13 protein-coding genes, 1 pseudogene and 1 riboswitch are annotated in these 19903 nt (G+C 70.5%); of the genes and pseudogenes, 9 read left to right on the plus strand and 5 right to left on the minus strand.

Features of this window, described 5'->3' with window-relative positions:
• Positions 1 to 111: 111 nt before the first annotated feature.
• Positions 112 to 513: pseudogene (locus FHS13_RS11585) on the minus strand (M23 family metallopeptidase); the annotation flags it as partial.
• Between the two features lie 294 nt (positions 514 to 807).
• Here FHS13_RS11585 and rpsB point away from each other — a divergent pair.
• The 6 genes from rpsB to FHS13_RS11615 all read left to right on the plus strand — a co-directional run bounded on the left by rpsB (position 808) and on the right by FHS13_RS11615 (position 6800).
• Positions 808 to 1731 carry a 30S ribosomal protein S2 gene (gene rpsB, locus FHS13_RS11590; RefSeq protein WP_184291394.1) on the plus strand — a complete coding sequence of 308 codons (924 nt, stop codon included), beginning with the start codon at positions 808 to 810 and terminating at the stop codon, positions 1729 to 1731.
• 110 nt (positions 1732 to 1841) lie between these two features.
• On the plus strand, positions 1842 to 2678 hold the full coding sequence (gene tsf / locus FHS13_RS11595; protein ID WP_184291396.1) for a translation elongation factor Ts: 837 nt from the start codon (positions 1842 to 1844) through the stop codon (positions 2676 to 2678).
• A 317-nt stretch (positions 2679 to 2995) separates the two neighbouring features.
• Complete coding sequence (gene pyrH / locus FHS13_RS11600; protein WP_221442808.1) at positions 2996 to 3721, plus strand: UMP kinase; 726 nt, start codon at positions 2996 to 2998, stop codon at positions 3719 to 3721.
• Between the two features lie 55 nt (positions 3722 to 3776).
• The gene (gene frr / locus FHS13_RS11605; RefSeq protein ID WP_184291400.1) at positions 3777 to 4334 is read left to right on the plus strand and encodes a ribosome recycling factor; all 558 of its coding nucleotides are present in this window, start codon (positions 3777 to 3779) and stop codon (positions 4332 to 4334) included.
• A 266-nt stretch (positions 4335 to 4600) separates the two neighbouring features.
• Entirely contained in the window at positions 4601 to 5530 is a 930-nt protein-coding gene (locus tag FHS13_RS11610) for a phosphatidate cytidylyltransferase (RefSeq protein ID WP_184291402.1), read from the plus strand.
• A 91-nt stretch (positions 5531 to 5621) separates the two neighbouring features.
• Positions 5622 to 6800 carry a pyridoxal phosphate-dependent aminotransferase gene (locus FHS13_RS11615; protein WP_184291404.1) on the plus strand — a complete coding sequence of 393 codons (1179 nt, stop codon included), beginning with the start codon at positions 5622 to 5624 and terminating at the stop codon, positions 6798 to 6800.
• A 47-nt stretch (positions 6801 to 6847) separates the two neighbouring features.
• On the opposite strand, the gene glgB is transcribed toward FHS13_RS11615, so the two are convergent.
• The 4 genes from glgB to FHS13_RS11635 all read right to left on the minus strand — a co-directional run bounded on the left by glgB (position 6848) and on the right by FHS13_RS11635 (position 14665).
• Positions 6848 to 9016 carry a 1,4-alpha-glucan branching protein GlgB gene (gene glgB / locus FHS13_RS11620; RefSeq protein ID WP_184291631.1) on the minus strand — a complete coding sequence of 723 codons (2169 nt, stop codon included), beginning with the start codon at positions 9014 to 9016 and terminating at the stop codon, positions 6848 to 6850.
• Between the two features lie 275 nt (positions 9017 to 9291).
• Positions 9292 to 10677, minus strand: coding sequence for a maltokinase N-terminal cap-like domain-containing protein (locus tag FHS13_RS11625; protein WP_184291406.1), 1386 nt, complete (start codon positions 10675 to 10677; stop codon positions 9292 to 9294).
• 1 nt (position 10678) lies between these two features.
• Positions 10679 to 12589: a maltose alpha-D-glucosyltransferase gene (gene treS, locus FHS13_RS11630; RefSeq protein WP_184291408.1), complete on the minus strand. Its 1911-nt coding sequence runs from the start codon at positions 12587 to 12589 to the stop codon at positions 10679 to 10681.
• Positions 12590 to 12694: 105 nt separating this feature from the next.
• Positions 12695 to 14665: a maltotransferase domain-containing protein gene (locus tag FHS13_RS11635; RefSeq protein ID WP_184291410.1), complete on the minus strand. Its 1971-nt coding sequence runs from the start codon at positions 14663 to 14665 to the stop codon at positions 12695 to 12697.
• 788 nt (positions 14666 to 15453) lie between these two features.
• Here FHS13_RS11635 and FHS13_RS11640 point away from each other — a divergent pair.
• From FHS13_RS11640 to FHS13_RS11650, 3 genes are all read left to right on the plus strand, one after another.
• Positions 15454 to 17496, plus strand: coding sequence for a transglycosylase domain-containing protein (locus FHS13_RS11640; RefSeq protein ID WP_184291633.1), 2043 nt, complete (start codon positions 15454 to 15456; stop codon positions 17494 to 17496).
• Between the two features lie 28 nt (positions 17497 to 17524).
• Positions 17525 to 17630: riboswitch (TPP riboswitch) on the plus strand.
• 97 nt (positions 17631 to 17727) lie between these two features.
• Positions 17728 to 18342: an ECF transporter S component gene (locus tag FHS13_RS11645; protein ID WP_184291412.1), complete on the plus strand. Its 615-nt coding sequence runs from the start codon at positions 17728 to 17730 to the stop codon at positions 18340 to 18342.
• A gap of 2 nt (positions 18343 to 18344) precedes the next feature.
• Positions 18345 to 19895, plus strand: a complete 1551-nt coding sequence (locus FHS13_RS11650; RefSeq protein WP_343064992.1) for an ABC transporter ATP-binding protein — start codon at positions 18345 to 18347, stop codon at positions 19893 to 19895.
• Positions 19896 to 19903 lie beyond the last annotated feature (8 nt).

The raw sequence follows: 19903 nt of genomic DNA on the forward strand, positions 1-19903 counted from the left end.
GGCCCCCGCGGCGCTGTGCGCCGCAGCCGGGCCGGGCGGTCCCGGAGCGCGCGTGTCCAGGGGGAGGAGCCGGACCTCGGCGCGGCCGAGGAGGGACAGGGGGTCGAGGTAGCCGGAGCCGCGGCGCAGGCCCCAGTGGAGGCAGGGCCGGTCGCGGCAGTGGAGCGGCGAGGCGGCCAGGACGCCGAGCACGTCGCCCGCGGACACCGGATCGCCGCGCGCGAGGTCGGAGTCGACGGGAAGGTAGGTGGTGCGCAGGTCCCCGTGGGACACGCTCACCACGGGCACCCCCGCCACCCTGCCGGAGAAGTGGACGCGGCCGCCGCCCGCGGCGAGCACCTCCTGGCCGGGTTCGGCGGCCAGGTCCGCACCCAGGTGTCCGGGCAGCCAGCGCCGCTCGGGCGGGTCGAAGGAGCGGAGCACCTCGGGCACCGGTTCGAGCGGCCAGCGCCAGTCGCGGTCGACCGGGACGAGGAGCAGCAGGAACGGCAGGAGAAGCATCAGCAGGCGCATGTGTCAAGGCTCGGTCGCGCGGGACCGGGGCGCCAGGGGGCGGGCGGGCCTGTGGAAAACCCCGGGGGCCCGAAGGGCGCGGACACGGCGCAGGTCCGGCGTATTCCCCGTGGAGGATAGAATCGTCTGTGGCCCGGAGGGCCGAACACACTACGCACGTCCACCAGCCTCCTCCGTGAGGGGTCGTACCCACGGTCCACACCGCTTCGGCGGAGTGGCGGTGCGGCCGGGGCGTCAGGAACAACCGAAGGCGGTGGGGACAGGTTCCCCCCGCCACCGCAAGGAGGACCGGTCATGGCCACAGTCGTGACGACACGCCAGCTCCTGGAGAGCGGCGTCCACTTCGGGCACCAGACCCGCCGCTGGAACCCGAAGATGAAGCGCTTCATCCTCACCGAGCGCAACGGCATCTACATCATCGACCTGCAGAAGTCGCTGGCGCACATCGACCGCGCCTACGAGTTCGTCAAGCAGACGGTGGCCCACGGCGGCACCATCCTGTTCGTCGGTACCAAGAAGCAGGCCCAGGAGGCCATCGACGAGCAGGCCCGCCGCGTCGGCATGCCGTTCGTCAACCAGCGCTGGCTGGGCGGCATGCTCACCAACTTCTCCACCGTCCACAAGCGGCTGCAGCGCCTCAAGGAGCTGGAGGAGATCGACTTCGACGACGTCGCCGGCTCCGCGCTCACCAAGAAGGAGCTCCTCAACCTCCGCCGCGAGAAGGAGAAGCTCGAGCGCACCCTCGGCGGTATCCGCGACATGTCCCGCGTTCCCAGCGCGGTCTGGATCGTGGACACCAAGAAGGAGCACATCGCGATCAGCGAGGCGCGCAAGCTCAACATCCCGGTCGTCGCGATCCTGGACACCAACTGCGACCCGGACGAGGTCGACTACCCGATCCCGGGCAACGACGACGCCATCCGCAGTGTCAGCCTGCTGACCCGTGTGATCGCCGACGCCGTGGCCGACGGTCTCCTGACCCGCTCCGGCGCCACCGAGGCCGCCGGTGGCCAGAAGGCCGCCGAGGAGCCCCTGGCCGAGTGGGAGCGCGAGCTCCTGGAGAGCAAGGGCCAGGACGCCGAGACCGCGGAGGCCGCCGAGGCCCCCGCCGCCGAGGCCCCTGCCGCGGAGACCGCCGAGGCCCCCGCCGAGGAGGCTCCCGAGGCCTCCGCCCCCGAGGCTCCCGCCGCCGAGACCCCCGAGGGCTCGGCCGAGTAGCAGCGCGACTGCACACCCCGCCCGGCGCCGCCCTCCGCGGCGCCGGGCGTTCGGGGCAGGACCGCTCACTTTCCGTACAGACTCCACTCCAAGGGAATCCGAGAACAGTCATGGCGAACTTCACCGCCGCGGACGTCAAGAAGCTGCGCGACATGACCGGCGCCGGCATGATGGCCTGCAAGAAGGCCCTCACCGAGGCCGAGGGCGACTTCGACAAGGCCGTCGAGGCCCTGCGCATCAAGGGCGCCAAGGACGTCGGCAAGCGCGCCGAGCGCACCGCCGCCCAGGGCATGGTCGTCCTCAAGCAGGAGGGCGACGGCAAGGCCACCCTGATCGAGCTCAACTGCGAGACCGACTTCGTCGCCAAGAACGACCAGTTCATCGAGCTGGCCGACCAGGTCGCCGACTTCGTCGCCGCCCAGGACAGCGAGGACCTCGCCGTCGTCGCCGCCGCCGAGATCGAGCCGGGCAAGAGCCTGCAGGACTTCATCGAGGGCAAGAGCGCGGTCATCGGCGAGAAGCTGGAGTTCCGCCGCTTCGCCAAGTTCGACGGCACCTACGTGGCCAGCTACCTGCACAAGTCCGACCCGGACCTGCCCCCGACCATGGGCGTCCTGGTCGAGCTCGACAAGGCGGACGCGGAGGTCGGCAAGGACCTCGCCCAGCAGATCGCCGCTCTGGCCCCGCAGTACGTCGGCAAGGACGACGTCCCCGCCGAGGTCGTGGAGAACGAGCGCCGCATCGCCGAGCAGACCACCCGCGAGGAGGGCAAGCCCGAGCAGGCTATCCCCAAGATCGTGGAGGGCCGCCTCAACGGTTACTTCAAGGAAGTGACGCTGCTCGGCCAGCCGTTCGTCAAGGAGGCCAAGAAGACGGTCCAGCAGGTCGTCGACGAGGCCGGCGTGACCGTCAAGCGCTTCGTCCGCTTCAAGGTCGGTCAGTCCTAGGACCTGTTGTCGGATCGTTTCCGGACGCACGGCCACCGGTCCGCTCCCGGCCCTTGGCAGGGGAGCGGCGAGGCGGCCGCCCGCAGCCTCCCGGCTCCGCCGGGGGGACGCGGGAACGTCTCGGGAACGCGGTCCGGTCTTTGACATGATGGAGGTGCCGGGGAGAGCTGTTCTCCCCGGCATTTCGCGGATATGGGCGGTTTCGGGGTGTGGAAGCCCCTTCCGCCCGGCAGAAGCACTCGGGTAACCCTGTGCGGCTCGAGAACGACCAAGGGAGGCCGCAGGCCGTGAACGTAACGACGAACACCGAACCCGCCATGCACGATTCCGGTTGGAAGCGTGTGATGCTCAAGCTCTCCGGAGAGGCGTTCGCCGGCGGCGGCGGTCTGGGCATCGACACAGAGGTCGTCCAGTACGTGGCCGAGTCCATCGCCGAGGCGGTCTCCGAGGGCATCCAGGTGGCCGTCGTCGTCGGTGGCGGCAACATGTTCCGCGGCGCCCAGCTCACCGAGGGCGGCATCGAGCGGGGCCGCGCGGACTACATGGGCATGCTCGGCACGGTCATCAACTGCCTCGCCCTCCAGGACTTCCTGGAGCGCCTCGGCGTGGACACCCGCGTCCAGACCGCGATCCACATGAGCCAGGTCGCCGAGGCCTACATTCCGCGCCGTGCCGTCCGCCACCTGGAGAAGGGCCGGGTCGTCATCTTCGGCGCCGGTCTCGGCGCACCGTTCTTCTCCACCGACACCACCGCGGCCCAGCGCGCCCTGGAGATCGGGGCCCAGGCTGTCCTCAAGGGCACCCAGGTCGACGGGGTCTACGACTCCGACCCGAGACGCAACCCGGACGCGGTCAAGTTCGACAAGCTCAACTACAACGAGGTCCTCACCCGGGGCCTCAAGGTCATGGACGCCACCGCGGTCAGCCTGTGCATGGACAACGGGCTCCCCATCGTCGTGTTCGACCTGATGAGCCAGGGCAACATCCTGCGCGCCGTCCGCGGTGAGAAGATCGGCACCATCGTCGGTCCGACCTCTGCCTGATCGGCCGCGCCGAAGCCAGACAAGAACACCACAGCCGAGAACCGGGAGCGCCCCAATGATCGAAGAGACCCTCCTCGAGGCCGAGGAGAAGATGGAGAAGGCCGTGACCGTCGCGAAGGAGGACTTCGCGACCATTCGCACGGGCCGTCCGACGCCGGCGACCTTCAACAAGATCACCGCGGACTACTACGGTGCGCAGACGCCGATCAACCAGCTGGCCTCCTTCTCCGTGCCCGAGCCGCGCATGGTGGTCATCTCACCGTTCGACGTCAGCTCCCGGACCGCGATCGTCAACGCGATCCGCAACAGCGACCTCGGCGTCAACCCCTCCGACGACGGCCAGGTCATCCGCGTCGTCTTCCCGGACCTGTCCGAGGAGCGCCGCAAGGAGTACGTGAAGGTCGCGCGGACCAAGGGCGAGGACAGCAAGGTCTCCATCCGCAACGTTCGCCGCCGCGCCAAGGACGCCTTCGAGAAGGCCGTGAAGGCGGGCGAGATCGGTGAGGACGAGGCCCACCGGGCCCAGGCCGAGCTGGACGAGCTGGCGCAGAAGTACGTGGCCTCCGTCGACGAGCTGCTCAAGCACAAGGAAGCGGAACTGCTCGAGGTCTGAGGTGTGCCCTTGCCGAGGGCGGCCCGGCGGTCGGCGGTCGTACCTGTCCGCCATCCACCGCCCCCGAGGGGGCACCGGCCTGGCGGCCGCAGTACTTTTTGGGTGCTTTCGCATCCCTCGGCGGGCCGAGACGCCCGTGGGCGGCCGCCCGGACGATCTCCTGCGAGCCGGAGTGCCCAGCCGGTCGGCTGTACGGGCGCATCCGGTACCGCGGGAGGCAGCCCGGCGGCCGCGCCGCCGAAATGATCCAAGGAACAGGGCCTAGCGTGACGACACCTTCCAGCGGCTCCGGAGGCCACGACCGTTCGCCGGAGCACAGATCCGACGAGGCCGGGCCCGGCAGCACCGGTTCCGAACCGCGCTTCGTGCTGCACAAACCAGGGGGCGAGCCGGTCCGGACCGGACGCAACCTCCCGGTGGCCATCGCCAGCGGCTGCGTCCTGGGCGCGCTCGTCTTCTTCTCGATCTTCCCCTACCCGGCGCTGTTCACGCTCATCTGCTCCGCCGCGGTGCTGATCGGGATGCGCGAGGTCAACCGGGCCTTCGCGAGCAAGGGCATGGACGTGGCCGTGGTCCCCCTGGCGGTGGGCGGCGTCGCCATGCAGGCCGCCGCCTACTTCGGGGGAACCGAGTGGCTGCTGGGCACCGCGGCGCTCACCGCGGTGGTCTCCCTCGCGTGGCGGCTCCGGGGCGGCACCGAGGGGTTCGTCGCCGACGTCTCGGCAAGCATGTTCACCCTGGTCTACCTGCCGTTCCTGCTCTCCACCTGGATGCTCCTCGTCGCCCATCCCGAGGAGGGCCAGTTCCGGCTGGTCACCTTCATCGTCGTGACCATCTCCAGCGACATCGGCGGTTACTTCGCCGGAATCCTGCTGGGACGGCACAAGATGGCACCGGTGATCAGCCCGAACAAGACCTGGGAGGGCTTCGGCGGCTCCGTGCTCGGCTGCTGCCTGGCCGGCGCGCTGTGCGTCACGCTGATGCTGGACGGGCCGTGGTGGGTCGGTGTGGTCCTCGGCCTCGCGGTGGTGCTGGCCGCCACCGTCGGAGACCTCATCGAGTCGCTGTTCAAGCGCGACCTGGGGATCAAGGACATGGGCCGGTTCATGCCGGGCCACGGCGGCCTCATGGACCGTGTGGACTCCCTCCTCATCGCCGGTCCCGTGGTCTGGATCGTGCTCACCCTCCTGCTCTGAGCCCCTGGACCCCGGCCCGGGGCGGCGGCCCGTCCGGCCGCCGCCCCGGGCCGTTTCCGTCCGGCCGCCGCGGCACGGTTACCCTCGACGGGTGGACGAACCGCTGATCGAACGAATGCGCGCGTACGGCGAGACGGTCTTCGCCGAGATGACGCGGCTGGCGACGGAGACCGGGGCGGTCAACCTGGGACAGGGCTTCCCCGACACCGACGGTCCCGCCTCCCTCCTGGAGGCCGCGGCCCGGCACATCCGCGAGGGGGTGAACCAGTACCCGCCCGGTCCGGGGCACCCGGAGCTGCGCCGGGCGGTCAGCCGCTACCGGGCGCGCCACTACGGCACCGAGTACGACCCGGACACCGAGGTCCATGCCACCGTCGGCGCCACGGCGGGGATCGCGGCGGCGCTCCTGGCGCTGGTGGACCGCGGCGACGAGGTCGTCGTCTTCGAGCCGATGTACGACTCCTACGCCGCGATGATCACCCTCGCGGGCGGAGTGCGCCGCCCGGTGATGCTGCGGCCGGATCCCGCGACAGGGCGGTTCACCTTCGACCCCGCGGAACTGCGCGCCGCCGTGGGGCCGCGCACCCGCATGGTGCTGGTGAACACGCCGCACAACCCCACCGGGACGGTGTTCACCGCAGAGGAGCTGGAGCACGTCGCCGCGGTCTGCCGTGAGCACGACCTCATCGCGTTCACCGACGAGGTGTACGAGTTCCTGGCCTTCGACGGCAGGCCCCACGTCCCGCTCGCCTCCCTGCCCGGAATGCGCGAGCGGACCCTGACCGCCTCGTCGGCGGGCAAGATGTTCGCCGTCACCGGCTGGAAGACGGGCTGGGTGACGGGCCCCGAGCCGCTGGTCGGCGCCGTGCGCAGGGTCAACCAGTTCCTGACCTTCTCCGCGAACGGGGCCCTCCAGCTCGCCGTCGCCGAGGCCCTCGACACCCAGGGGGAGTGGGTCGCCGCCCAGCGCGACACCTTGCGGGGCAAGCGCGACCGCCTCGCCGCGGGGCTGGCGGACGCGGGCTTCGACGTGGGCGTGTGCGAGGGCACCTACTTCGTCATGGCCGACATCCGGCCCCTGGGCCGTACCGACGGCGTCGAGCTCGCCCGGGCGCTGCCCCGGGAAGCGGGTGTCGCCGCGATTCCGGCGCAGGTCTTCTACGACCGGCAGGAGGAGGGCGCGCACCTGCTCCGCTTCGCCTTCTGCAAGGAGGACGCCGTCCTGGACGAGGCCGTCGCGCGCCTGAGCGCCTGGCACGGCAAGACATGAGAGAGGCCCCCGGAGCGCTCCGGGGGCCGACATCCGAGTTGTACGGTCTAGTTCTCGGGCTCCAGCCACACCGCGCCCAGCGGTGGCAGGGTGATCTCCGCCGAGTACGGCTGCCAGTGCCACTCCCGCTCCTGGGCCTCCACATGGGCCGGCGCGGGGTGGTCCGAGCCGCCGAAGCGGGACTCGTCGGTGTTGAGCACGGTGTTCCAACGCCCCTCGGAGGGGAGGCCGATCCGCCAGCCCGTACGCGGCACGGGTGAGAAGTTCACCGCACAGGCCAGCGCCGACCCGTCCTCGCCGTGGCGCAGGTACGACAGGGTGTTGCCCTGGCGGTCACCGCCGTCGAGCCAGCGGAAGCCCGCCGGGTCGGTGTCCAGCGACCACAGCGCCGGACGCGGGCGGTACAGGTCGTTGAGCGTCCTGACCAGCCGCTGCATGCCCGAGTGGTGGTCGAACTGCAGCAGCCACCACGGCACGCCCTCCCGGTGCGACCACTCGTCGCCCTGGGCGATCTCGCCGCCCATGAACAGCAGCTGCTTGCCCGGGTGCGACCACATGAACGCGAGCAGGGCCCGCAGGTTGGCCGCCCGCTGCCACTCGTCGCCCGGGAACTTGTTGAGTAGCGACTGCTTGCCGTGCACCACCTCGTCGTGCGACAGCGGCAGCACGTAGTTCTCGCTGTAGGCGTACACCATCGAGAACGTGAGCTCGTCGTGGTGGTACTGCCGGTGGATCGGCTCCTTCTTGACGTACTCCAGGGTGTCGTGCATCCACCCCATGTTCCACTTGAGGCCGAAGCCCAGCCCCCCGTGGTCCACCGGCCGTGTCACCCCCGGGTAGGCGGTGGACTCCTCGGCGATCATCACCACGTCCGGGTTGCGCCGGTAGACGGTGCTGTTGAGTTCCTTGAGGAAGCTGATCGCCTCCAGGTTCTCCCGGCCGCCGAACATGTTCGGCTCCCACTGGCCGTACTCGCGGGAGTAGTCCAGGTAGATCATCGACGCGACCGCGTCCACGCGCAGCCCGTCGATGTGGAACTCCTCCAGCCAGTACAGAGCGTTGGCCACCAGGAAGTTGCGCACCTCGGTACGGCCGTAGTTGAAGATGAGCGTCCCCCAGTCGGGGTGCTCGCCCCGGCGCGGGTCGGGGTGCTCGTAGAGCGCGGACCCGTCGAAGCGGGCCAGCGCCCAGTCGTCCTTGGGGAAGTGGGCGGGGACCCAGTCCAGCAGGACGCCGATCCCCGCCCGGTGCAGGGCGTCGACGAGGTGCCGGAACTCGTCGGGCGACCCGAACCGCGGCGTCGGCGCGTAGTAGGAGGTCACCTGGTAGCCCCACGAGCCGTCGTAGGGGTGTCCTGCCACGGGCAGGAACTCCACGTGGGTGAAGCCCGCCTCGGTGACGTACTCGACCAGCTGCTCGGCCAGCTCCATGTAGCCGAGGCCGGGCCGCCAGGACCCCAGGTGCACCTCGTAGATGCTCATCGGCGCCTTGTGCGGCTCCACACCCTTGCGCTCGGCCATCCACTCCTGGTCGCTCCACACGTAGGAGGAGGCGGTCACCACGGAGGCCGTCTGCGGCGGCACCTGTGTCCGGCGCGCCATCGGGTCGGCCTTGTCGCGCCAGTGGCCGTCGGAGCCCAGCACCTGGAACTTGTAGAGGTCTCCCTCGCCGACACCGGGGACGAACAGCTCCCACACCCCGCTGGAGCCCAGGCTCCGCATCGGGTGGCCGACCCCGTTCCAGTAGTTGAAGTCGCCGATGAGCCGCACGCCGCGCGCGTCGGGGGCCCACACGGAGAAGGAGGTGCCGGCCACCTCGCCGATCGGGGTCTCCTCCTCGCGGACGTGCGCGCCCAGGGCGCGCCACAGCTCCTCGTGGCGGCCCTCGCCGATCAGGTGCAGGTCCAGCTCGCCCACGGTGGGGAGGAAGCGGTACGGGTCGGCGGTGATGTGCTCGGGACCGCCGGCCTCGTAGCGCGCGGCGATCCGGTAGTCGCAGGAGGGGCCGAGCCGCTTCTTGGGGACCTTCGCGCCGAACACACCCCGGTGCAGGTGCTTCAGGGGGACCCGGCCGCCGTCGGCGAGGACGGCGTGGACCTCCAGCGCGCCCGGGCGCAGGGCGCGCACGACGGTGCCCCGCCCCTCGGGGTGGACACCCAGCAGTGAGTGGGGGTCGTGGTGGTGCCCGTCGACCAGCCGGTCCAGTGCGTCGGTCAGCTCGGGTCCGGGGCCCGTGCGCGGGGTTCCGGACCTGCCGGTGCTTCCCGTGCTCTTGCCGGCCGCCGTGCTTTTCTCGGCCGCGGTGCTTTTTCCGGTCGCGGTGCTTCTGCTGGTTGCTGTGTTCTTCCTGGTTTTCGTGTTCTTCCCGGTGTCGCTGGCGCGGGGACGGTTGTCGCGGCGAGGCGAGGACAAAGCGGCTCCGTAGTACTCGTGGATCGGACAAGAGATGGTGGGGTGCGGGGCCGCCCGGCATCGGCGGCCCCGCGGCCGGGTCAGCGGGCGGCGGGCGGCACGGAGACCGCCGTGGCGATGGACTCCAACGGGACCCGCAGCCAGTTGGGCCGGTTCCTGGCCTCGTACAGGACCTCGTACACGGCCTTGTCGAACTCGAACGCCCGCAGCACGGCCAGGTGCTTCTCCGGGTCGGCGCCGCCGCCGTCGGCGTACCCCCGGCAGAAGGCCTCCCGGTTGTGCCGGGCCCAGGACCGGGCGGCCCACTCCAGACCCGGGTCGCTCGGGTGGTCGACCAGCAGGTATCCGGCGGCGTAGTCGAAGGAGCGCAGCATCCCGGCCACGTCCCTCAGCGGGCTCGACAGCCGCTGGCGTTCGCGGACGGGGACGGTGGGCTCGCCCTCGAAGTCCAGCAGCACCCATCCCCCGGCTCCGGTGCGGATCACCTGGCCCAGGTGGTAGTCGCCGTGGATGCGCTGTATCGGCAAGGGCTCGTCGACCTGGGAGAAGTCGGCGTAGGCCTCCATGACCAGGTGCGCGTAGTCGGCCAGCTCCGGAACCTCGGCGCTGGCCATCGCCAGGCGCTCCACCATCGCGTCCGCCAGTTCGGCCACGGCCGTCGGTGACAGCACGTCCGTGGGCAGGGCCTTGGCCAGTGAGCGGTGCACCTCCGCCGTGGTGCGGCCGAGCAGGGCCGCCTCCTCGGTGAAGGCCGACTGGCGCTCCGGCCCGGTCCCCTCCAGCAGGGCCCACACGTTGGTGGTGGCCAGCACCCAGCCGTCCATGGCGCCGGGAATGTAGGTCTGGAGCATGGCCAGGGTGGTCGGGGCGGCGTATCCGGGCAGGTCGGCCTCGATCCAGCCGCACGGCCGGGCCACGTAGGGCGATCCGGACAGGGCGCAGTTGAGCTCCAGGTCGGGGTTGGGGCCGGGCCACAGCCGCCGGAAGGTCTTCAGCACGTAGTCCTCGCCGAAGACCAGTGACGTGTTGGACTGCTCGCCGGTGAGCATCCGACCGGCCGCCCCCGTGCGGATGCGCTCGCCCGGCAGTGTCCGGAACCGGACCTGCCCGTTGCCGCCGGGAGAGGCGAACCGCTCCAGCAGCATGCCGGTCAGGTCCCCGTCGCAGGCGGCGTCGTAGATCACCCGTTGGCGCTTGCCCGACACCGGGCACACGCCGATGGCGGCGCGGGCCAGGTCCGGGGGCAGCGAGCGCGGTGCGCGCGACCCCAGCAGCACCTGGTAGCGGGAGCTGCGGCCGCGCTGGCCGGAGCGGACGACGAGCAGGTGCAGGTCGGGGCCGTCGGGTCCGGCCGACGCCAGGGTGTGGAAGTTCTCGACCCGGATCTGCTGGATCGGGATCCCCTTGCCGGAGAACCAGCGCTGGCGGGGCAGCCAGACCGCGATGAGCTCTTCGAGTTGGGACATGTCAGACCGACCCGTTCCCCTGGGCGGACGTCGTCGTGACCGGGTGGTGAGCGGTGTGCGGCGCGGTCGCGTGCCGGGGGCCGAAGGAGTCCGCGAGGCTGACCCCGGCGGCGGGCAGGCCGTAGGAGGGCACGCCCTCGTCGCGGCGCGGACCGGCGGACCCGCTCACCGTGACGGGCAGCTGGAACCAGTAGAAGCCGTGGCCGGGCAGGGTGAGCAGGTACGGCAGCTCCCCGATCTCGGGGAAGCGCACGCCGCCCACGCACTCGACGGGACGCGCACCTGCGTACCGGGCCAGATCCAGTTCCACGGGCTGCGGATACCTCGACAGGTTGTTGACGCACAGCATGCGGTCGTCGCCGTGTTCGCGGATGAACGCCAGCACGCTCGGGTTGGTGGCGTTGAGCTCGGTGAACTCCCCGGTGCCGAACACCGGGTGCCGCTTGCGGATCTGGATCATCCGGCGGGTCCAGTGCAACAGCGACCCGGGGTTGTCGCGCTGGGACTCCACGTTGACCGCCTGGTAGCCGTAGACCGGGTCCATGATCAGCGGCAGGTACAGGCGTGCCGGGTTGCCCCGGGAGAACCCGGCGTTGCGGTCCGAGCTCCACTGCATGGGCGTGCGCACGGCGTCGCGGTCGCCCAGCCAGATGTTGTCGCCCATGCCGATCTCGTCGCCGTAGTACAGCACCGGGGAGCCGGGCAGCGAGAGCAGCAGGGCGGTGAACAGCTCGATCTGGTTGCGGTCGTTGTCGAGCAGGGGCGCGAGCCGGCGCCGGATCCCCACGTTGGCGCGCATACGGGGTTCCTTGGCGTACTCGGAGTACATGTAGTCGCGCTCCTCGTCGGTGACCATCTCCAGGGTCAGCTCGTCGTGGTTGCGCAGGAAGATCGCCCACTGGCAGTGGCGCGGGATGGGCGGCGTCTGGGCGAGGATCTCCGAGATCGGGAAGCGCTGCTCCTGCCGTACCGCCATGAACATGCGCGGCATCAGCGGGAAGTGGAAGTTCATGTGGCACTCGTCGCCGCCGGACTCGTGGTCGCCGAAGTAGTCGACGACGTCCGAGGGCCACTGGTTGGCCTCGCTCAGCAGCACCCGGCCCGGGTAGAGGCGGTCCACCTCCGCGCGCACCCGCTTGAGGAACTCGTGCGTCTCCTTGAGGTTCTCGCAGTTGGTGCCCTCGCGCTCGTACAGGTACGGCACGGCGTCCAGGCGGAAACCGTCGATGCCCAGGTCCAGCCAGTAGCGCAGCACCTCCAGGATGGCCTCCTGGACGGCGGGGTTCTCGTAGTTGAGGTCGGGCTGGTGGGAGAAGAAGCGGTGCCAGTAGTACTGGCCGCGCACCTCGTCGTAGGCCCAGTTGGACGTCTCGGTGTCGACGAAGATGATCCGCGCGTCCTCGTAGCGCTCGTCGGTGTCCGACCACACGTAGAAGTCGCCGTAGGGGCCCTCGGGGTCCTCCCGGGAGGCCTTGAACCACGGGTGCTGGTCACTGGTGTGGTTCATGACCAGGTCGGTGATGACGCGGATGCCGCGCCGGTGCGCCTCGTCGAGGAGCTCCACGAAGTCGGCGGTGGTGCCGAACTCGGGAAGGATCTTGAAGTAGTCGGAGATGTCGTAGCCGCCGTCGCGCAACGGGGACTCGTACATCGGCAGCAGCCAGATGCAGTCGATGCCGAGCCACTGGAGGTAGTCGAGTTTCTGCACCAGACCGGAGAGGTCGCCGGTGCCGTCGCCGTTGGAGTCGAAGAACCCCCGGGCGAGTACCTCGTAGAAGACGGCGTGCTTGTACCAATGGGGATCACTGGTACCGCCGGAGGACATGAGCGGGCCGGTGGCGGCCCCGGTGGCCGGGGCGAGCGGACCGTGTACGGGGTGACCGCCGGCCGGTCCGGGCTCGTCTTTGCTCATCTGCTGCTCCCCACCAAGAATGTTCGGCATCGTGTCAACGGGCGTCTCGGACGCGGGTCGGGGCGGGGTGCCGGCCGAGGCCTCGCACCGGGCCCCGCCCGGCTGCTATCTGCCGCTGAGGGTGAACACGTGTGCGGGCCCGGTCGCGGGGTCGAGACGGACGTAGTTGTGTGCGCCCCAGGTGTAGGAGCGGCCGGTCAGCTCGTCGGTCACCTCGATTTCCTCCTCCCATGCGCGGCCGATGGACGGCAGATCCAGGTGCACCGTCGCCTCGCGGGCGTGGTGCGGGTCGAGGTTGACGACCGCGACGACGGTGTCGCCGGGATCGCCGGGTCCGGTACCGGGGCTGTGCTTGGAGAAGCAGATCAACTCGGGCCGGTCCACGTGGTGGAAGCGCAGGTTGCGCAGCTCCTGGAGGGCGGGGTGCGCGCGGCGCAGGTGGTTGAGCCGGGTGATGAGCCCGCTGATGGTCCGGCCGGAGGCCTCGGCGGCGGCCCAGTCCCGCGGGCGGTACTGGTACTTCTCCGAGTCCAGGTACTCCTCGCTGCCGGGGTGCGCCGGCGTGTTCTCGCACAGCTCGAAGCCCGAGTAGATGCCCCAGGTCGGGGAGAGCAGCGCGGCCAGGACGGCACGCGCCTCGAAGGCGGGGCGGCCGCCGTCCTGGAGGTAGGCGTGCAGGATGTCGGGGGTGTTGGCGAACAGGTTGGGCCGCAGGTAGTGGGCGGTCTCCCGGCTCAGCTCGGTGAGGTACCCCTCCAGCTCCTCCTTGCTGTTGCGCCAGGTGAAGTAGGTGTAGGACTGGTGGAAGCCGATCTTGGCCAGGGTGCGCATCATGGCGGGACGGGTGAAGGCCTCGGCCAGGAAGAGGACGTCGGGGTGGCGGTCGGCGACGTCGGCCAGGAGCCGTTCCCAGAACACCACGGGCTTGGTGTGCGGGTTGTCCACGCGGAAGATCCGGACGCCGTGGTCGATCCAGTGCTGGACCACCCTCCGGATCGCCTTGTAGAGGCCCTCGAAGTCGTTGTCGAAGTTGAGGGGATAGATGTCCTGGTACTTCTTGGGCGGGTTCTCGGCGTAGGCGATGGAGCCGTCGGCCCGCTCGGTGAACCACTCGGGATGCTGTTCCACCCACGGGTGGTCGGGCGAGCACTGCAGGGCCAGGTCGAGGGCGATCTCCATGCCGTGTTCGCGGGCCTCGGCGACGAACGCGTCGAAGTCGGCGATGGTGCCCAGATCCGGGTGGACGGCGTCGTGGCCTCCGTCGGCCGATCCGATGGCCCATACCGAGCCGGGCTCGCCGGGGCCCGCGGTGAGGGAGTTGTTGGCGCCCTTGCGGTGGGTGGTGCCCACGGGGTGGATCGGCGGCAGGTAGACGACGTCGAAGCCCATGTCGGCGATGGCGGGCAGGCGCTTGGCCGCGGTGGCGAAGGTGCCCGAGCGCTCCTCGCCCGGGGCGGTGCCGAGCTGGGCGCCCTCGGAGCGGGGAAAGAACTCGTACCAGGAGCCGAAGAGCGCACGGGTCCGGTGGACGGCCACAGCGGTTCGCCGGGACCGGGTGACGAGCTCGCGGAGGGGGTTGCGCTCCATCTCGGCGCGCACCTCCGGGGCGAGTGCGGCGGCCAGGCGCCCCGCTGGGGGCAGGGAGCGGTCGCGCAGGGCGGCGGCGGCCCTCTTGAGGACGGGGCTCCGGGGAACGCGGCGGGCGGCCCGGGCGAGCAGGCGGGCGCCCTCCTCCAGTACGACCTCGGTGTCCTGGTCCAGGGGGATCTTGATCTCGGCGGTCCGGCGCCAGGTGCTGAAGGGGTCGCTCCAGGACTCGACGGAGAAGGACCACCTCCCCTCGGAGGGGAAGCTGATCTCGGCCTCGTGGCGGTCGGTTCCGGGCGCCCGCTCGTGCATGCGCACGAGTTGCTCCCGGCGCCCGCTCGGAGAGTGGAGCACGACCCCCGCCGCGAGGGATTCGTGGCCCTCGCGGATGACTGTCGCTCCCACGGTGAAGCGTTCTCCGGGGACGGCTTTCACCGGGCCGAGATCGTTGTCTGGAGAGATGTCGATGATGGGCAGGCGTCCGATCACTGGCTACACCATTGTCTTGATATGGGCGTTTTGAGAAGACTTTTGTTTTACGGCAGGAGGAAATGGCCCGGTTCTCGCGCTGGGCAATGCGAAGTCGACGAAGAGGCCGAACTCGAGCTGTCCGGATTTCGCCTTCGGTGCGTTCCGCTGTCTATCGTCTGCCCTCTCTCGGTGTTTGGCGGAGTGTCGAGGCCGGGAAATTTATGTGATACTCATCACACTGTTCGGCGAGGTAAAAACTTGACATTTGCCCGGTTTAACCGGGATGAACTTCGCAAAACGGTCATAGGGTGGCGGGGGATTCAGGAGTCACTGAAGTTGATTTGCGTTTTTCTGTTGGGAAAAGTCAGAAAACAGAGTCCACATGTTGGAGCGGTGGCGAGAGCGGGTAGGGATGACCGAATGCGTCCATAGTTGCTCGGAGCCTTATTCCGGACATGGGGGCAGAACGATCGCTCTCCGGGATGTCGGCCGCCCCGGATTCCCCCGGTGTCGCCCCGGGTGTTGTTTCTCCTTGATGTCAAGGAATTGAAATGCCCGTTTCGCGAAGAGTCGTGTTGCTTAAGAACCATGCTCTGTCTGAGGGCTTTGCCATGGATTGGGGAAGCTTTTCGGAAACACGCCCGAAGCGCTGTGGAACGCTCCCCCTCGACCCTGCGATGGTGGTCCGCGCAGTGATCCGTCCCGGTTCACTGCGGCGGGGCGGCACACGCTCGTAGGGGGACGACGTGAGGCAACCGAATCCGGAGGGGCTGACGCTCGCGGACCACAAGGACACGCTCTGGCGCATGGCGGCGGTGAGTGCCCTGGCGGGGCTGTTGGCGGCCGCGCTGGTGCTGCCGTGGCTGGGCGGCCTGGGGCTGGTCGCGCGCGACGCGGCGAGGGGTTTCATGGCCCTGCCCGGTGACATCGAGATACCGCGGCTGTCGGAGCGGATCGTGATCACCGACGCCGACGGCGAACGCATCGCCGAGGTCGCCGAGCGCGAACGCGAGGTGGTCCCGCTGGACTCGATCAGCGAGTGGGTGCCCGCGGCCCTGATGGCGATCGAGGACGAGCGCTTCTACGAGCACGGCGGGCTGGACCTGCAAGGGGTGTTCCGCGCCGCGATACGCACCGCCCAGGGCGACACCGAGGGCGGATCGACCATCTCCCAGCAGTACGTGAAGAACCTCCTCATCGAGCAGGCCGAGACGGAGGAGGAGGTGGAGAGCGCCAGCAGGCAGACCATCATGCGCAAGATCGTCGAGCTGCGCTACGCGATGGACATCGAGCAGCGCCTCACCAAGGACGAGATCATGCAGGGCTACCTCAACCTCGCCTACTTCGGAGCGGGTGCCCACGGCATCGAGGTCGCGGCCAAGCGGTACTTCTCCGTCTCCGCCGACGAGCTGGACCCGGCCCAGGCCGCGACCATCGTCGGACTGGTGCGCGGACCGTCCTACTACAACCCCCTGGACAACCCCGAGGCGGCCCGGGAGCGGCGCGACATCGTGCTCGACCGGATGGGCGACGCCGGGTACCTGACCGCGGAGGAGGTGCGGCGGTACAAGGAGCAGGGGCTGGAGCTGGACCCGACGCCGCGCGGGGGCAGCTGCTACCACAGCAAGTACCCGAGCTTCTGCGACTACGTCATGCACTGGCTGCGCGACGCGGAGGTGCTGGGCGAGACGCCCGAGGAGCGGGACAAGGTCGTCGGCCAGGGCGGCATCACCGTCCGCACCACGCTGGACAGCGACATGCAGGACGCGGCGCAGAAGGCCATCGAGCAGTACGTCCCCGCCGGGGACAGCACCAAGTTCGCCACGGAGGTGCTGGTGGAGCCGGGCACGGGCGCGGTGCGGGCCATGGCCCAGAACATGCGCTACGGCTACGAGGACGAGCCCGGGACCACGTCGCTCAACCTGGCGGTGGACCGCGCGGACGGGGGGACGTACGGCTACCAGGCCGGCTCGACCTTCAAGGCGTTCACGCTGGCGGCGGCGCTGGACGAGGGGATGAAGTACTCGACGAGCTTCTCCTCGCCCACGGACACCTCGGTGAGCGGAATGCGCAACTGCGACGGCGCCCGGCTCGGCAGATGGAACGTCCACAACGCGGGCGACAGCAGCAGCGGCCACCACAACATGATCACCGCCACCAAGAACTCGGTGAACACCTACTTCGCCCAGCTCCAGAAGAAGGTGGGCCTGTGCGACACGGCGGAGATGGCCGAGCGGCTGGGCGTCCACCGGGCCGACGGCGAGCCGCTGGGCGTGTGGAGCTCCTTCACCCTGGGTGACCAGGAGGTCTCCCCGCTCACCGTGGCCAACGCCTACGCCACCTTCGCCGCCCGGGGCACCTACTGCGAGCCGCACCCGGTGGACGCGATCGTCCTCGACCGCGAGGGCGCCGGGCAGGACGAGGAGATCGAGGTTCCCACGGAGTGCGACGAGGACAGGCTGAGCACGGAGGTCGCCGACGGCGTCAACCACCTGCTCCAGCAGACCTTCAAGGGCGGCACGGCCAACGGGCTGGACATCGGGCGCCCGGCGGCGGGCAAGACCGGTACCACCGACAGCTCGGCCTATGCCTGGTTCGCCGGCTACACGCGCAACCTGGCGGGCGCCGTGGCCGTGGGAGACATCCGCGGCGGCGAGCAGCACCCGCTCCAGGGCGTGCAGATCGGCGACAACTACTACGGGATCGTCTACGGCGCCACGCTGCCCGGGCCGATCTGGCAGGCGACCATGCGCGAGGCGGTCGAGCCCCTGCCGGTGGAGGAGTTCGCGGCGTCGCCCAAGGCCTTCGGCAACCCGTCGGACAAGCCCTCCAAGAGGGATGACGCCTGACAAAAGCGGTGTTGTACCGCATAATGATGAAAACCGACAGGGGAGCGCGGAAGCGCTGAGAGTGCGGCACCGCCGCAGACCCTTACACACCTGATCTGGGTCATGCCAGCGAAGGAAGTCGTGGGAACCGACACCTGCGGTGCGGCCGAACGCGGGACCCCCGCGCGCGGCCGCACCTCGGTGCGCTCTCGGCGGTGCGCCCCTCGTCCTTCCGACGAAGGGACACACCGAATGGGTACCGACAAGACCGACCGCGCGCAGCCGCGGGGCGGTCCGTTCCGGCAGCGGCGCGGATGGCGCACCGTGGACATCGTCGTCGCCGCCGTCATCGGCGTCGCCGTCGGTGTGGTCTTCTGGATCTGGGGCGTCGTGTGGGAGGCCACCGCACCCCTGTTCATCGCCTTCCCGCCCGCACAGGCCGTCCTCTACGGGATCTGGCTCCTCCCCGGGGTGCTGGGCGGCCTCGTCATCCGCCGACCCGGTGCCGCCGTGCTGACCTCGATCGCGGCCTCCTCCGTCTCGGCGCTGCTCGGCAGCCAGTGGGGGATCACGGTGGTCCTCGACGGCTTCTTCCAGGGCCTTCTGCCCGAACTGGTCTTCCTCGCCTTCCTCTACCGGCGCTGGGGAGTGGTCGTCTCCGTCCTCGCCGCCGCCGCGGCGGGACTGTTCCCGGCCGTGCGCGACAACATCGTCCACTACGCCGCGTGGCCGCTGCACTTCCAGGTCGTCTACGGCGTGATCGTGGTCGCCAGCGCCGCCGGAATCGCGGGTGTGGGCGCACGCCTGCTCACCACCGCGCTGGCCCGGGCCGGTGCCCTCGCCCCCTTCCCGTCGGCCAGGGGTTGACCGTGGCCGACCACGACCGCCCCGGCGCGCGCATCGAACTCAGCGGCTGGGGGTGGCGGCACGCGGGTCGGGAGAGTCCGGCGCTGCGGGGCGTCGACCTGGTGGTCGAACCCGGTGAGCGGGTCCTGCTCCTCGGCCCCTCCGGCGCGGGCAAGTCCACCCTCCTGCACGCCCTGGCCGGGCTCACCGGCGAAGAGGGGGCCCTCACCGGCGACGAGGAGGGCGTCCTCCTGGTCGACGGACGTCCGCCCCGGCGGGGCCGCGGCACCGCCGGGCTGGTCGGCCAGGATCCCGAAGCCCAGCTGGTGATGGCCCGGGCCGGCGACGACGTCGCCTTCGGACCCGAGAACCTGGGCGTGGACCCCGCACAGATCTGGCCGCGTGTGACAGAGGCCCTGGCCGACGTCGGCTTCCCCTACGGCCTCCGCCACCCGACGGCCGCGCTGTCGGGCGGGGAGAAGCAGCGCCTGGCGATCGCCGGGGTACTGGCGATGCGGCCCCGCCTGCTGCTGCTCGACGAACCCACCGCCAACCTCGACCCGGCCGGGGCCGCGCTCGTGCGGGAGGTCCTGGCGCGCCTGCCGGCGCGGACAGGGGCGACGATGGTGCTGGTCGAACACCGCGTCGCGGACGTCGTGGACCTGGTCGACCGTGTGGTGGTCCTCGAACCGGGCGGTGGTGTGGTCGCCGACGGCGACCCGCGCACCGTGTTCGCCGACCACGGGCGCGCGCTGGCGGAGCAGGGCGTGTGGGTGCCCGGGCACGACCCCGCGCCGCGACCGGATCCCGCTCCGGGCGGAGAGGTGCTCCTGGAGGCCTCCGGCGTCGCTCTGCGCACCCCTCGCGGGGCGGGCACACGGGCCGCGCCCCCGCGCACCGTCCTGGAGGGCGTCGACGCGGGCGTGCGCGCCGGGACCGCGACCGCGCTGACCGGACCCAACGGGGCGGGCAAGTCCACGCTCCTCACGGCGCTGGCGGGGCTGTCCCGGCCCTACCGCGGCGCGGTGCTGCCGGCCGGCCCGCTGGCACGGGCCGACCGGCGCCCGCTGGCGCGCTGGCCCGCCCGCCGCCTGGTCCGCCACGTGGGTACCGTCTTCCAGCACGCGGAGGACCAGTTCGTCACCGGTACGGTCCGCGACGAACTGCGGTTCGCGCCGCGCCGTGCGGGTGCGGGCGAGACCGAGACCGAGGCGCGGGTGGACGAGCTCCTGGAACGGCTGGGCCTGACCCGGCTCGCCGACGTGCACCCCTACACCCTCTCGGGCGGGGAGAAGCGGCGCCTGTCGGTCGCCACCGCCCTCAGCTCGGGGCCCTCGCACGCGCCCGACGTGCTGGTCCTGGACGAGCCGACCTTCGGACAGGACACCCGCACCTGGACGGAGCTGGTGGAGCTGCTCGGAGCCCTGCGCTCCCAGGGGTGCGCGATCGTTCTGGCGACCCACGACGACCTGCTGCTGCGCCACCTGGCCGACGACCGCGTCCACGTGGCGGGAGGACGGGCCCTCGTGGAGAGCCCGGCCCTGGTGAGAGGAGGTTTCCGTGGCAGGCCGTGACACCGCGG

It is taken from the genome of Nocardiopsis algeriensis (assembly GCF_014203695.1).
Classification (GTDB): domain Bacteria; phylum Actinomycetota; class Actinomycetes; order Streptosporangiales; family Streptosporangiaceae; genus Nocardiopsis; species Nocardiopsis algeriensis.